This is a genomic window from Proteus sp. fly-1089, assembly GCF_040138965.1.
In the GTDB taxonomy this organism is placed as follows: domain Bacteria; phylum Pseudomonadota; class Gammaproteobacteria; order Enterobacterales; family Enterobacteriaceae; genus Proteus; species Proteus vulgaris_B.
This window is the reverse complement of the sequence record NZ_JBEETS010000005.1, coordinates 52905-66581: the sequence shown is the minus strand read 5'-3', so window position 1 is coordinate 66581 and position 13677 is coordinate 52905. Positions and strand designations below refer to the sequence as shown.

Sequence of the window (13677 nt, the reverse complement as noted above, 5' to 3'; positions counted from 1 at the left end):
CCGTAAATGAAAAAAGAATTTAATAAAACTGTCATTTCCACTCTTTTTATCTCATTAATGGGGATCTCTAGTGTTGCTCAAAGTGCAGTAACACTAGATAGAACGAGAGTGATTTTTCCTGGAACTGAAAAATCGATTAACATTACTATTCGTAATGATAATCCAACACTTCCTTATTTAGCACAAACGTGGATTGATGATGCTAATGAAAAAAAATTAACAACAGGGCCATTAATTGCGACGCCACCGATCCAGCGTCTAGATCCTAAATCATCAAGTATTGTACAAATTAGTACGACACCTTCTATCGCATCATTACCAAAAGATAGAGAGACTGTTTTTTACTATAACTTACGTGAAGTTCCGCCTAAATCTGAAGAAGCGAATGTTTTACAAATTGCATTACAAAGTAGAGTAAAACTGTTCTATCGTCCTGCAGAAATTCTGTCACAAGCAGACAGCATGTGGTTCCATAATGTGACATTAACACCATCCGCGAAAGGGTATACCGTGAATAACGTGACACCTTTTTATTTAACTGTGATTGGATTGGCTTCAACACAAAAAGCATCTGAAACAGGCGCCTTTAGTGTTGTGATGATCCCACCTAAATCAGATTATGAAGTTGCTGTACCTAAAACAAATGTTCCCTATATGACCATTATTAATGATTACGGCGGAAAACCGACGCTGCAATTTAAGTGTGATCAAGCTAAATGCACAGTAGCAAAAGAAATGTAACATAAGGAATAGAATATGAATTCCCAGAAATTTCGTTATCTAAAAAATAGCTGTTTATCTATGATAATTTTATTATCTGGGAGTTATGCCTATGCCAAAATAATTACTATTGAAACAAAACCTTTATTAAATTCTACTGAGACGATAGAAAGTGCATATAACAATAAAAGCAGTGGCTATATTTATGTCACTGCAAATCTTGTTAGTTCGCCCTGTGAATTCATTGACTACAAAATAAAAACTTATCGTCCAAAAAATAAATTTCTAAGTTATGACGCTTTTTTAATTACAGCGAATTTATCTGAATGTGGTATGGGTAATTCTTTTGCTCCACAGACTGTTAAAAATATGACGGCACCGACACCGATTAATTTATCTTTTATTGAATATGATCGTGTTTTATCAAAGCATAAATTTTCATTACAAAATGGTAAAAATGCATTGCAATTTGAAGCGCGAGAATTAGGTGCTCATAGCTATCTGATGGAGATATATTATGAATAAGTTGATTTATCTACTATTGCCATTATGTAGCTTTTCTACTTATAGCTATGCGGGTGGTTCATTAGATATTTCTTTTATGGGAAATCTAGTTTCTACAGGGTGTAAGCTCCCTGAATCACCTTATAACTTAGAGGTTCAGCTTAATAAAATTAGTAGCAAATATCTTTATGAATATGGCCGTTCTCAACCTGTCGATTTTTCTATACCCATTATTGATTGTTATGTGAGTGATTTAAATAAAACAATTTCAATAAAATTAAATAGTAATACTCTTGTAACAGATAAAGGTATTAGTTATTTAAAAACAGAGGGTGGCTCTAATGTTTTATTAGGCCTACTGGATAATAACGATACAGTCATTAAATTTAATGAAAAAATTGATATGGCTCGTGTTTTAGTAACAGGTCAAAATGAACAAAATTTATTGAATTTTAAGGTTTATGCACGCCCACCTGTCACTGGGGATTTAAAAGAGGGTGCATTTTCATCGACAATTACATTTAATATTGATTATCAATAGGAGGCGATAATGAAAAAAATAATACTAGCGCTAACTATTAGCTTATTATATGTACCTATTTCATCTGCTGAAATTTATATTACAGTTAATGCGACCTTAATTAATCCCGCATGTACAGTGACAGATGCTAAAGGAGCGAAAGAGTTATTTATTGATTTTCAAAATGTAGATGTTAATGCAATAGTAAAAACACCACCTAAAACCTTTGATGTATTAATTAAAGATTGTAACTTAAATAAAATGATGAACTTATATCTTTCTCCTAAAGATAATGGTTATTTTTCTTATAATGGTACTGATGTATTAGCTACAACAACAGCTCAATTAGGAATTGAATTTTCTGATATTACCAGTGGTAAACGTAAAATTAATGTTCAACGTTATGAACGTATTACGCCGATCCTTAGTAGTAGTAATTCAGGAAAAATTTCACTAAGTACTCAGTTGGTATCAAATCAAGCTGGCTCACAGCTTAAAATGGGACCTTTTACAGCTAATGTCTCGTTATTAGTTGATTATAATTAGAGGTTGATATGAAGAGTTTTTTAATAGTGCTAAATAAAATTTCTTACACTATTTTTGTAACGGGACTATTGTTAACAAACAATGCAGTAGCGGCACCTGCTAAAATATATACGAGCACGGCACAAAGTTCTCAAGATGGATATATTATTGACTTAAGTCGGAATGCGAAAATATCCAATATACCTACTGTTGGTACTGATGGTGTTTATTATTATAAAGTCGGTGATACTTATGTTATCAGTGATAAGGGATTACGCCCATCAGGACGAGTTAATTGTACGGGGGCTTTTTATCAAGAGGATGCTAGTGTAAAACCGGTTAAGAGAGAAGGTTTTCATAGGATTTTTACTTATATTCCTCGTGCACCTGGCGCTGCAACAATTAATGGATTACCTCTCTATCAATTAAGTTTTAATACTTTTGTGACTATTTATTCAAATAAAGGAATGGTGGATAATTGGATAAATTATAAAGCTAGTATATGCCAAACAGGCAGTGGTACTGCTACTATGAAAAGCTTTGTTTATCAATTTCCATTTGAAGTATCTGTTTATGTAAAAAAGAGAAACCTAGATGGGATCACGGTTATTCCTTCTTCTGAATTTGCGGGATATTCTCGTGCATACAGTACATTCCCATTAGCTCAAACGATGGCTAAGTTGCCACAAATGATGCCAGTATCTAGTGTAACGGCACCTATGCGTTTAATTGGTGGTACTATTATTTCCCCAGCAGAATGTCGAACTGATGTAGGTGGAAGTCTAATTATTAATCACGGTGTATTAAATGCTGAAAAGTATGAAAGCCGAGTTGTTAGACCAATTAATTTCTCTTGTGATCACGTTGTTCCAACCCCCGTTGAATTTGAACTGTTTTACACCAAAGATGGTGATCCTCAACAGCGTTTACCTTTAAAAGTCGATGGCACAAATAGTACTATCTATAGCAAAATTGAAATGATTGATGCAGAGACTGGTAATCGAGGACAGAAATTTACTTCTAGAGTGGGGCAATATAAGCAGATCCAAATAGAAAGTATTTTAAAAGGAACAAATGCTAGTGGGGGTAATTATAGTGGTACAGCCGTATTAATAGCCGCTTATCCTTAATTCTTTCTTATTGATTGAAAAACGCTATTAAAATGAATAGCGTTTTTTTCTTTTAAAGATAGTGGATTATTTAATTATCAAAGACTTTTTAATTAAACTCCAACACAAAGTTTGCAGAGGCACTAAGCTTGCCAGGTTTTACCTCATCACCATAACGATAATATTCAGTTTTTAATGGAACATTATTGATCCCACTGGTTAAATCAGCCAGTTTCACAAACTGATTATTAATTAATACTGTATCATCATTTAGAGGGGCTGAAACCACAAAGCCTACACCTTTGGTATTATTACCGTCACCTTCATTATCTGGCTTTATAATTGTTTTTTGCCCGTCATAACTTGTCGTATTATGTGCCATCAATTTAATTTTAGCGGAAGCATTACCAGTACAATTTATTCTAAGATTATCTTCAGCATATTGATTATCGCGTGGAAAACCAAGGCTAGAAAATGCAGTAATTGGCATTTTAGGGAGATTCATTTCAAGGTTAGTATTTTCTGCACTGCATGATGTGGGAGCGCTGATAATATTTACCGATAAACGGTAACTAAAGCCAACGGCTGTCGTACCACCACCTGAATTAAACCGATTAATTAATATAGAGCCAATATATTGAGTCGTAAAACGCTGTGATTTAGGGTTATCTTTAGTGGCGTAAACAATTACCGTCGCGTCTCTAGTATTAAGCTTGGGTGCATTAACGGGGACTTCTTGCCCTGGTTGGCTTCTAAATGCAAGACCAGATTGGTTTTCGATTAGAACATAAGCATAATCATCTAAACCGACTATAGGGGCATTTCGAACAACGTAATAAGCTGGTCTACCATCAATATCCATATAATACGTTGGCATTACACCACTTGCCTCGCTATATGTTGCATAAGCATAAAACTCAGCACCATCAGGACAATCCGCAACAGCAACATCAGAGCCATCACGTTTAAATGTAAAACGGGCTACTTCTTGATTTTTTTTGACCATTCCTTTTAGTTCAATTGTGCCACCTCTCGCATCCATCGTGCCATGTTTAATACCCCCGTTATTAACACAATCTGGTGCCGCATGGCTGTAAAAAGAGAGAGAAGATAAACTAAGGATAAAAATTAGAAATAATAATTTATTCATCTTATTTTTTAAGTTAGTCATTTTATTTCCTTATTTACACTCAGTATCTAAAATATATAAACCATTAACTGGCGCTTTGTTATTAATGTCATAAGTTGCATGACAGATTTTCTGCTCACCGTGAATAGTCCATGAAACTTGAATGTTGCCTTGTGGTTTATTGGCAACAAAATAGAGTTGATGGAAGCTTGCTACTAATTGTGTATCATCATTATCAATCACGGCTTTAGCGCCCATTGGAATGGTACTTTTATCCGGTGTCTGTAATGTTAGTAGGAATTTAAATCCTTTTTTGGCATCAAAATCAGCCAACACTAATGCACCTTTGGTCGGAATAATATTACTAATAATATTGTTCGAGATTTCAGTGTTACTAGGTATTGAATTGGTATTAACGCTAATGCTATTTTTTTGGTAAGGAGACATGCCAGAAACAACCGCTAACCCACTATTATTGGTTTTAATAGATTGACCATTAATCACTTCTACACCAGAGGTATCCTTGGTCAATATTAATGCGTTTGTTTGTTGTAATGAAGGCGTAAATACCGCTCCATATTGTGTTGCTATTAATGCTCCACTAATACCGTAGTTAATATTTTGTTTATCTTCTGTATATGAATATCCTGCATTAACGACAGCGTTTGGTGCTTTATAAGAGCCGTTTAAACCACCACTATAATTAACACCTTTATTGCCATATCCTTGGTAAACATCCCAGTTGGCTTGGTTTTTATCACCATAGGTTCCGCTTAGACGTGCGGTTTGTAATACTTGGCTATCATTATTAGTCGAAATACCATAATTAGCCCAAATGTAGTTTTCATTCCATGAGAATGGAATACTAATATTCATACTTAAATCATGACTATTTTTATTCTTATCGTTATAACGACTACCATCATAATAAGTATAATAAATGCTATAGCTAACTTTATTAATAGAGCTATTAATACCTGTATTATAAGAGTGAACAGTTTTGCCATCGACATACTTATAAATAACAGAGTTTAAATTAATTGATGCATTATTAGAAAATAAAGGCTGATTAATGGAGAATGTATATTCATTTTTTAATCCATTATTAGGATTATATTTTGTATCCTTGTGTTCCATTGCTTGCGTAAAATTAAGAAAGTTGGCATCAAAATGACGATAGCCGACTAATGAAAGTGTTGTATCTGTAACTGATATATTTTTAGAATAATTTACTCTAATGGCATTACCATGTAATGCGTCATTACCATGATTAGTGGAAGATTTTGCGTATAGTAAATCAGAGGTTATTGCACCATAGCTACCTAAATTGAGCCCAGTTCCGATACCAACAGATTGATATTTTTCACCAACAAGCACGCCGCCATAAAGAGTAACGTAGTCAGTTAAACCATAGAAAGCCTCAGTTTGAACAACATAGGCGCCATCACCGCTATTGTTACCGTCATATTTACCGGTTGAAAAGCTATATTTTATTTCACCTTTTCGTTCAAGATTGGCAATAGAAGAAAAGGGGACTATGAAGTTTTTTTCAGAGCCATCGGCTTCAGTAACGCTAACATGTAAATCTCCCCCACTGTTCATCGGATAATAATCAGTGATATTAAAAGGCCCCGCAGGTACACTGCGTTTATAAATGACTTGGCCATTTTGGGTAATAGTCACTATAGATTCTGAATTGGCAATACCAGAAACACTCGGTGCATAAGTTCTATTTTGTGTTGGTGTCATTAATCTATCAGTGACTAATTTAATGCCTCTAAATTTTACTGAATCAAACAGTTGTGAAGAAGAATAAAGATCACCAATCATTAATTCACTATTAATACTGGTGATTGCTCTAGAAATCACATTACTTAGCGTATTCCATTTTTTATCGCCATTCTCATTCTTTGACCAGGTTGAATAGTTATTAAAGCGCCAAGGTCCTAAGTTAACTTGGGTTTGAATATTGCCATAATAACTGTCTGTTGTATTACCATGACTACGGCTATTGAATGAAGATAAGGCATAGTTAACTAATAATGCAGGAATACCTGAATCCCAATTTTTTATTTCATTTTCTTTTAGTCTATCTTCGTTAACATATAACTGTGGTATTGTTAAAATATATTTTTTTCTATTTAGATCAAGATAACCACTGGCATTGTTAATATCGTTGAGATTAATAAAATCATTATTTTTGTTTTTATTAATCACATCATAAGGGAGATCAATACCTGCGTTATACCATTCTTCAGCGGAAAGACGAGGTGCTAATATTTTATTACCATCCTCATCTTCCATCAGAATGAAATCAAATTCACGAGTTAATACGCGATTGTCATTCACAAAAAGTGTTACAGTATAACTATCTGGAGCAATATTATTCTCTCTAAAGACATTAAGATCTTCATTGGTAACTTGCTGTGTACTTCCTTCAATATTTAATAGATTAGCAGGATAATAATCGTTTGCAGATGTATTAAAAGAAGCGAATAAAACACCAACAATAAATAAATGGAGTGGCGATTTATTTAAATAATTATCCATTGTCTTTTTCATATTGAATAACGTCTCTTATTATAATGAGAATTCCACTGGAAGACTTTTTCCAAAATCATCGATATAAAATAATTCTATTTTCTTATTGCTCGGAAGTGTTTTACCTACATTAATTGTTGTTTCTGATTTTGGTAAAAGAAAACTAGGTATATTTTCAATCTCTTTACCATCGATTATTAGCTTCCCAATATTGATAAAATAAGGTGATTTATTTGATACTACGAGGTTTTCATTTTTTATATTCCAATTTAACGTTTTGATTTCTTTTTCAATATTGGCATTTTTAAGAGATTGAGGTCTATAAATTAATTTAATTCTATTGGTCATAGAATAGCGAAGCACATTCTCTAAGTTCTCACTACTTGGTGCGACAAATTTAACATTGATCCAATACATAGATTCAATATCATTAGGTAAGATGGTATTTTTAGTGACTTGTAATGTGTTTTTTTGTTGAGCTATTAATTTAATTAATGGTGGTGTAATAACAAAATCTTGGGTAAGTTTCCCATTAAGATCTTCGACCCAAGATTGTAATAAATAATTAGTATTTTTATCGCTATTAAATGCAACAAATCCTTCATTATTATTACTTTCATTATAAACAACACGGGTTGTTTCTAAACCAAATCCAGCAAAGCTAGATGTGATTGAGCTAAATATTAATCCTAGTCCTAATAGCATTTTTTTAAATATCATCAAAAAGTACCTCTTTAAGATATGCAGGTTAATATAATAATTAACCTGCATTTATTTATTATTGATAAGTCAGAGTATAATTTAATGTTGCATCAGCACGACCTGCTTCAACGTCATTATCAGTGCTGACATATTTGGCAATAAAAGATAATGTTTTAGATTTAAGATCTCCATTATCTTTAATATCATATTCTTCAGCAAAATTAATATTGTAAGGAACATCTAAATCATCATGATCATAAATATGAATACCGACATTTTTTGCGGTATTAGTATCATTAGGATTATCTAATGCCAAAATTTGGTTAGAGCTACTATCTGTTTTACCCTCTAGTTTTAATTTAACTTTACCTTGAGGTGGGCAATTAATTAAAGAGATATCTAATTTACCATTACCGCCAGTTCCTCCTACTTCGCTACCTGCACCGTCAAATTCACTGGTAGCATAACGCCCCATATTAACGTTACCATCAGAACCGGTGCCATTAATATCAATGGTACAAGTTGATGCATAAATTAAACCAGTAAAAGAAATTTGTCCTGTTTGCTCTTCCGCAGAAACTGTTGCACTTGCCGTTATTGCTGAAATAACGAAAGTCATTGGAAGTAATTTTTTTGTTAAAATAGACATTGTTGACCCCTAGTGATTGATATAAATAGTATTTAATAAATCATATTAAGTGCTATTTACTCTAAGATCTGCTTATCCTTATTGCTCATAAGTTAACTAAAAGAACCAATAGATATAGAAATTAAAAAAGATAGTTCTAATAGAAATATAATCTTAGATACAATAGCTTTTAGTATTAATCATAAAATTCACAATCTACTTTTATTACTTTGCTTTTTATAATTAATACTAATTCTGAATATAGAAAATGACTTCAATTTCTGTACAGGTGGATTCTATGTAGTTTATTTAATAATGTCTTATGTACAGTGTTACAAAGTTTTCTTATGTGATTTAGAAAAAACATTAATAAGATAATGAAAACAAAATTATTTATGCTTATTTTTCATATGGTTGATTTTTCATGTAGTGAAAGGAAGAAAGGGAGATAGTTCAAATTTACTTTATGGAAAATATATTTTGTTACAAATGGCATTAAGATTAAAATATCATGGTAACAATACTTTATAAAAGGTAGTCATTAAAAGAAGAGTTTCTAATAATATAGATAGAATAATTAGTGGGAATAATTCTTATTAGAACTTTAAATTTTATTTAAATCTTTTGATTAAATTAAAAGTTAATTTTAAATAAATTTTATCGTATTTTCATTTTTCTATATAAAGTGGCAATGCTTATTCCTAAGATCTTTGCTGCTTTCTTCTTTCCTTCCAATGTTGTTCCTGTTTTTTCTAATATGCCCATAATGGTTTGATACTCTGATGTTAAGCTTTTAGTTTTGAGAAGTTCTTGTGTGTTTAAGGATTGAGTTTGATGTTCATGGGATGCGTTAGTTTTGGTATAGATACGACTAAGATTTTCTTTTTCTAATATATCACCATGAGAAGCCTCTAACAGATAAGGCGGAAGGTGGCTGAGATTTAAATCGACGGTATCCCCTTGCATAACATACATATATTCAATCACATTGCGTAACTCGCGAATATTACCGGGCCAATCATAGGAATATAAGTAGTTAATAACAACGTTGGGGATCTTCGTGGAAGGCCTTTGATAGGTTAAAGCCAGATTATCAGCAAAGAATTGTGCAAGCTCTGCAATATCTTCTCTGTGATCACGTAATGCTGGTGTATGGATCGGAACAACATTGAGACGATAAAATAAATCTTCACGAAATTGCCCTTTATTTACCATTTCACGCAGATCTTTGTTTGTGGCGGCAATAATACGCACATCAATATTAATTAGATTATTAGAGCCAACACGGGTAATACTTTTTTCTTGGAGTACACGTAAAAGTTTGGCTTGTAAATGCAAAGGCATATCACCAATTTCATCAAGAAATAGGCTACCACCATGAGCTAATTCAAATTTACCAATCCGGCCTTTAGGATCAGCACCACTAAAAGCGCCACGCACATAACCAAAAAGCTCGCTTTCTAAGAGTTGTTCAGGAATAGCAGCACAGTTAATAGTAATAAAAGGCTGCTTTGTGCGTAGGCTTTGTTGATGAATAGTATAAGCAACCACTTCTTTACCTGAGCCACTTTCTCCTGTGATAAGCACACTGGCATGGCTTACGGCAACTTTACTTAGCATGCTTTTTAGGTGAAGCATATTTTGTGAATTACCAATTAAAGGAGAGTGGGGATTTTCATCAACGGAAAGGGCATTTACCTGCGTCATATAATCACGGGCATCATGAAAGATAACCATGGTAAGTTGGTCGTTATCAACTGATGAAAAGGTGATTTTTTTACACAGAACATGGTAGCGTTGCTGGTTTAATATCAGCCACGCTTCTTCATCACCATAAAGGATATCGCCAGTCATATCGATATCAAGAGACTGACCAATAAGCTCACAATCAAAAAAACGCAAAGCAGAAAGATTAGCATGCCAAATCTTACCTTGGCTATCAATAGCAATTACGCCTCTATCCATCACATCAATTAAATTTCGAAAAGTGCCAAATCGCTCTTGTTCACGAAGCCTTTCAAGGCATTCAAAAATACGACTTGAGATCATTTCTGAAAATTGTTCGATAAAGGTGATAAAAGCTTGTTTTTGCTTCATCAAAAACATTTTTTGTTCTCGGTTAGAACAGATAATTCCAATTACACCAATAACTTGGTTATTCAGAAAAATAGGGGCATTAAGATCAAGCTCTTCAGTGCAGGTTAAGCGATTTTGACAAAGTTGGCAGAGGCTATTTTCTTTCGGATCTTCAATTAAAATAGTCTTTTGTACTTGCAGTACATGACGATAAATATGCCCATTATTGGAGACATCTTGATTGAGCATATAGCGGTAACGTCCTGTACCTGCGATACGAATTAAATTGTTATCAATAATTTCAACATCAGTGCCAGTGATCCCTGCAATGGCATCGGTATATTTGCTGATTTCATCTTGCAGTGTACTAAGTAATGAGTGCATCACATTCTCACCTTAAAATTATCATTATTGATAATAAATTATCATCATCTATTTTTGATGTTTTATTTAATTGTTATTTATTAATTAGTTAGTTTTATTTTGTATAAAGCTCACACAGTTTCTTATTATTGATAATTTATCAACTAAATAAAACCGTCTAGATCACAGCTTTTCTGTATCAGAAATTTTACCCCTTAATCACTAAAACAATAAATATATTTAAAATCAATTAATTGTATTTTTATTAGATGCTTTTTGAGTGAGTTGGCATACATATTGCGATATAGGGGATAACCCTATGTATTCCGATTAATCGCGATATTGGGTTATCGCGAATTTTAAAGTGTGATTAAGAGGTAATTCCATGCAGGAGCAATTGCAGTACCTGATTAACCAAAGTTCATTTACGCGAAAACCAACCGCTGAGCTTGCCCCTTTTCATTATGACGAGTTAGCCAAAGCGTTAGATTTTCACAGAACTATTCCAGGATACGCACCTACACCGTTATTTCATTTACCCCAGTTAGCTAAAACTTTAGGGGTTGGTGAGTTATATCTCAAAGATGAATCTTTCCGTTTTGGTTTAAAAGCGTTTAAAGCGTTAGGTGGTGCTTATGCGATGGCGCGCCATATCGCTGATTTTCTTGAAATGGACATAAGTGAATTACCTTATGAGGTAATGATCAGTGATGAGATCAGGAAAAAGCTAAATGGCGTAACTTTTGCGACAACCACTGACGGGAATCATGGACGTGGCGTTGCTTGGATGGCAAGACAGTTAAAGCAAAAAGCGGTGGTCTATATGCCAAAAGGATCATCACAAGAACGTTTAGATGCCATTTTACGAGAAGGCGCAGTCGCTGAAATCGTTGATATGAACTATGACGATGCAGTGAGAATGACAGCGGAAATGGCTGAAAAATATGGCTGGATCGTGGTTCAAGACACTGCATGGGATGGCTATGAAGAGATCCCTTTATGGATCATGCAAGGCTATGGCACTTTAATGCTGGAATCTCTTGCGCAATTACATGAAGTACCACCGACGCATATTTTTGTACAAGCCGGTGTGGGCTCTTTTGCGGGTATGGTGCAAGGCATGGTAACCGCAGCTTATGGCAAACAAGCCCCTAAAGTGATTGTGGCAGAAGCACGTATTGCCGACTGTTTATATCAATCTGCCGTATCAGGAAAAGCGGATGCCATTCCTGTTGGCGGAGATTTACAAACCGTTATGGCGGGGCTTGCTTGTGGTGAAGCGAATAGTATTGGTTGGAATTTGTTACGCGATTATTCAGCGGCATTTTTCTCTTGCCCTGATGCCGTCGCGACTAGGGGAATGCGGATTTTAGGGAACCCTTTACCTGGTGATCCGCACATCATTTCTGGTGAATCTGGCGCTGTGACAACAGGATTGCTCTCTATTTTAATGCAATCACCGGTTTATCAAAGTGTGAAAGAAGAGCTGGGATTAGATGAAAATGCAAGAGTGCTTGTGATAAGCACTGAAGGTGACACAGATCCTGAGCGTTATCGCGATATCGTGTGGGATGGTGAGTTGCCTAGCTTCAAACAATTTTAAAAAACAAATAAGTCTTTTGGAGTGAAAAAGTATGTTATCAGCAAACCGATTTGATGAAGTTATTAAGAATTGCCAATTATTAATCCAACAAAAAAGCTATTCGGGTGAAGAAGGTAACGTTGTTAAGGTCATAGAAGAGATGATGAAAAACTATGATTTTGATGACATTCATATTGATAAATACGGCAATATTATTGGTGGAATTATAGGCCAACACCCAGGGAAAACCCTTATTTTTGATGGTCATATCGATACTGTTCCAGTAAGTGAGCAAGACTGGAAAGAAAAACCTTATGGTGCAGAAATAAAAGACGGCAAGATTTATGGTCGTGGTACTAGTGATATGAAAGGTGCTGTGGCTGCGATGATTTCGGCAATTGGTTTTTATGGTCAAGATAATCAGCGTAATTTTGCTGGCCGTATTTATGTCTCTTGTATTGTACATGAAGAATGCTTTGAAGGTGTGGCGGCAAGACTGGTTTCAGAGCGATATAAACCCGATTATGTGGTGATTGGTGAAGCCTCTGAATTAAACCTGAAAATAGGGCAACGTGGCCGTGCCGAAATTGTTGTTGAAACCTTTGGTAAGCCAGCGCACTCCGCCAACCCAGATGCTGGGATCAACTCAGTGTATAAAATGGCAAAACTGATCGAGAAGATCAGAGCATTAACGCCACCTGTTCATCCGATATTAGGAAAAGGGATCTTAGAGCTGACAGATATTAAATCAGCGCCTTATCCGGGAGCTTCTGTTGTACCTGAGTATTGTCGAGCCACTTACGATCGCCGTTTATTAGTCGGTGAAACAAAAGAAGGCGTGCTTGCACCACTGCAAAAAGCCATTGATGAACTCGCTTCTCAAGATGCGGATTTTAAAGCCAAAGTCTCTTATGCCTATGGTACTGAAAAATGTTACACCGGTGCGACTATTGAAGGTGAGCGTTTCTTCCCTGGTTGGGTATTAGAAGAGAGTGACCCTTATGTGCAAAGTGTTTTAAAAGGGTTACATGAATTTGGTTTCAAACCAACGGTCACACAATACTCTTTCTGTACCAACGGTAGCCATTATGCGGGTGAAGCGGGTATTAAAACGATTGGTTTTGGTCCATCTCGCGAAAATTTAGCACATACCATTGATGAATATATCGAGATTGAGCAACTCAAAGGCGCTGCTCGCGGTTATTACAGCATTATGAACAGCCTTTATCACCTTTAATTCTTACTCAAATAAATCCTTACTAGAAGAGTATCTGGCGA

12 protein-coding genes are annotated in these 13677 nt (G+C 34.7%); 7 read left to right on the top strand and 5 right to left on the bottom strand.

From position 1 onward, the window contains the following. Nucleotides 1-6: 6 nt before the first annotated feature. From ABN080_RS12295 to ABN080_RS12275, 5 genes are read left to right on the top strand one after another with little or no spacing between them, the layout of a single operon-like run. Complete coding sequence (locus tag ABN080_RS12295) at nucleotides 7-741, top strand: fimbria/pilus periplasmic chaperone (RefSeq protein ID WP_196554308.1); 735 nt, start codon at nucleotides 7-9, stop codon at nucleotides 739-741. A gap of 15 nt (nucleotides 742-756) precedes the next feature. Continuing rightward, nucleotides 757-1245: a hypothetical protein gene (locus ABN080_RS12290; RefSeq protein WP_072069531.1), complete on the top strand. Its 489-nt coding sequence runs from the start codon at nucleotides 757-759 to the stop codon at nucleotides 1243-1245. Continuing rightward, nucleotides 1238-1765 carry a fimbrial protein gene (locus ABN080_RS12285; RefSeq protein WP_349441174.1) on the top strand — a complete coding sequence of 176 codons (528 nt, stop codon included), beginning with the start codon at nucleotides 1238-1240 and terminating at the stop codon, nucleotides 1763-1765. The genes ABN080_RS12290 and ABN080_RS12285 overlap by 8 nt, the downstream gene beginning before the upstream one ends. Before the next feature lie 9 nt (nucleotides 1766-1774). Then, nucleotides 1775-2290, top strand: coding sequence for a fimbrial protein (locus tag ABN080_RS12280; protein ID WP_115351190.1), 516 nt, complete (start codon nucleotides 1775-1777; stop codon nucleotides 2288-2290). Nucleotides 2291-2298: 8 nt separating this feature from the next. After that, the gene (locus tag ABN080_RS12275; protein WP_115351189.1) at nucleotides 2299-3399 is read left to right on the top strand and encodes an MrpH family fimbial adhesin; all 1101 of its coding nucleotides are present in this window, start codon (nucleotides 2299-2301) and stop codon (nucleotides 3397-3399) included. An 88-nt stretch (nucleotides 3400-3487) separates the two neighbouring features. Here ABN080_RS12275 and ABN080_RS12270 read toward each other — a convergent pair whose 3' ends face one another. From ABN080_RS12270 to ABN080_RS12250, 5 genes are all read right to left on the bottom strand, one after another. Then, nucleotides 3488-4549: a fimbrial protein gene (locus ABN080_RS12270; protein ID WP_349441173.1), complete on the bottom strand. Its 1062-nt coding sequence runs from the start codon at nucleotides 4547-4549 to the stop codon at nucleotides 3488-3490. 9 nt (nucleotides 4550-4558) lie between these two features. Beyond that, on the bottom strand, nucleotides 4559-7069 hold the full coding sequence (locus ABN080_RS12265) for a fimbria/pilus outer membrane usher protein (protein ID WP_349441172.1): 2511 nt from the start codon (nucleotides 7067-7069) through the stop codon (nucleotides 4559-4561). 18 nt (nucleotides 7070-7087) lie between these two features. Beyond that, nucleotides 7088-7768, bottom strand: a complete 681-nt coding sequence (locus ABN080_RS12260; RefSeq protein WP_197269985.1) for a fimbrial biogenesis chaperone — start codon at nucleotides 7766-7768, stop codon at nucleotides 7088-7090. Nucleotides 7769-7826: 58 nt separating this feature from the next. Continuing rightward, complete coding sequence (locus ABN080_RS12255; protein WP_349441171.1) at nucleotides 7827-8399, bottom strand: fimbrial protein; 573 nt, start codon at nucleotides 8397-8399, stop codon at nucleotides 7827-7829. A gap of 636 nt (nucleotides 8400-9035) precedes the next feature. Further along, on the bottom strand, nucleotides 9036-10838 hold the full coding sequence (locus ABN080_RS12250) for a sigma-54 interaction domain-containing protein (RefSeq protein ID WP_197269617.1): 1803 nt from the start codon (nucleotides 10836-10838) through the stop codon (nucleotides 9036-9038). A gap of 364 nt (nucleotides 10839-11202) precedes the next feature. Between ABN080_RS12250 and dpaL the strand changes: the two genes are divergently transcribed. Both dpaL and ABN080_RS12240 read left to right on the top strand, forming a co-directional pair. Then, nucleotides 11203-12420 (top strand): diaminopropionate ammonia-lyase, encoded by a 1218-nt coding sequence (gene dpaL / locus ABN080_RS12245; protein WP_072069523.1) that lies wholly within the window; start codon nucleotides 11203-11205, stop codon nucleotides 12418-12420. Nucleotides 12421-12451: 31 nt separating this feature from the next. Beyond that, the gene (locus ABN080_RS12240; protein ID WP_340894845.1) at nucleotides 12452-13636 is read left to right on the top strand and encodes a YgeY family selenium metabolism-linked hydrolase; all 1185 of its coding nucleotides are present in this window, start codon (nucleotides 12452-12454) and stop codon (nucleotides 13634-13636) included. Nucleotides 13637-13677 lie beyond the last annotated feature (41 nt).

Coding starts and splice junctions, on each gene's coding strand:
- ABN080_RS12295 (WP_196554308.1), top strand. CDS start 7: ATGAAAAAAGAATTTAATAAAACTGTCATTTCCACTCTTTTTATCTCA.
- ABN080_RS12290 (WP_072069531.1), top strand. CDS start 757: ATGAATTCCCAGAAATTTCGTTATCTAAAAAATAGCTGTTTATCTATG.
- ABN080_RS12285 (WP_349441174.1), top strand. CDS start 1,238: ATGAATAAGTTGATTTATCTACTATTGCCATTATGTAGCTTTTCTACT.
- ABN080_RS12280 (WP_115351190.1), top strand. CDS start 1,775: ATGAAAAAAATAATACTAGCGCTAACTATTAGCTTATTATATGTACCT.
- ABN080_RS12275 (WP_115351189.1), top strand. CDS start 2,299: ATGAAGAGTTTTTTAATAGTGCTAAATAAAATTTCTTACACTATTTTT.
- ABN080_RS12270 (WP_349441173.1), bottom strand. CDS start 4,549: ATGACTAACTTAAAAAATAAGATGAATAAATTATTATTTCTAATTTTT.
- ABN080_RS12265 (WP_349441172.1), bottom strand. CDS start 7,069: ATGAAAAAGACAATGGATAATTATTTAAATAAATCGCCACTCCATTTA.
- ABN080_RS12260 (WP_197269985.1), bottom strand. CDS start 7,768: ATGATATTTAAAAAAATGCTATTAGGACTAGGATTAATATTTAGCTCA.
- ABN080_RS12255 (WP_349441171.1), bottom strand. CDS start 8,399: ATGTCTATTTTAACAAAAAAATTACTTCCAATGACTTTCGTTATTTCA.
- ABN080_RS12250 (WP_197269617.1), bottom strand. CDS start 10,838: ATGCACTCATTACTTAGTACACTGCAAGATGAAATCAGCAAATATACC.
- dpaL (WP_072069523.1), top strand. CDS start 11,203: ATGCAGGAGCAATTGCAGTACCTGATTAACCAAAGTTCATTTACGCGA.
- ABN080_RS12240 (WP_340894845.1), top strand. CDS start 12,452: ATGTTATCAGCAAACCGATTTGATGAAGTTATTAAGAATTGCCAATTA.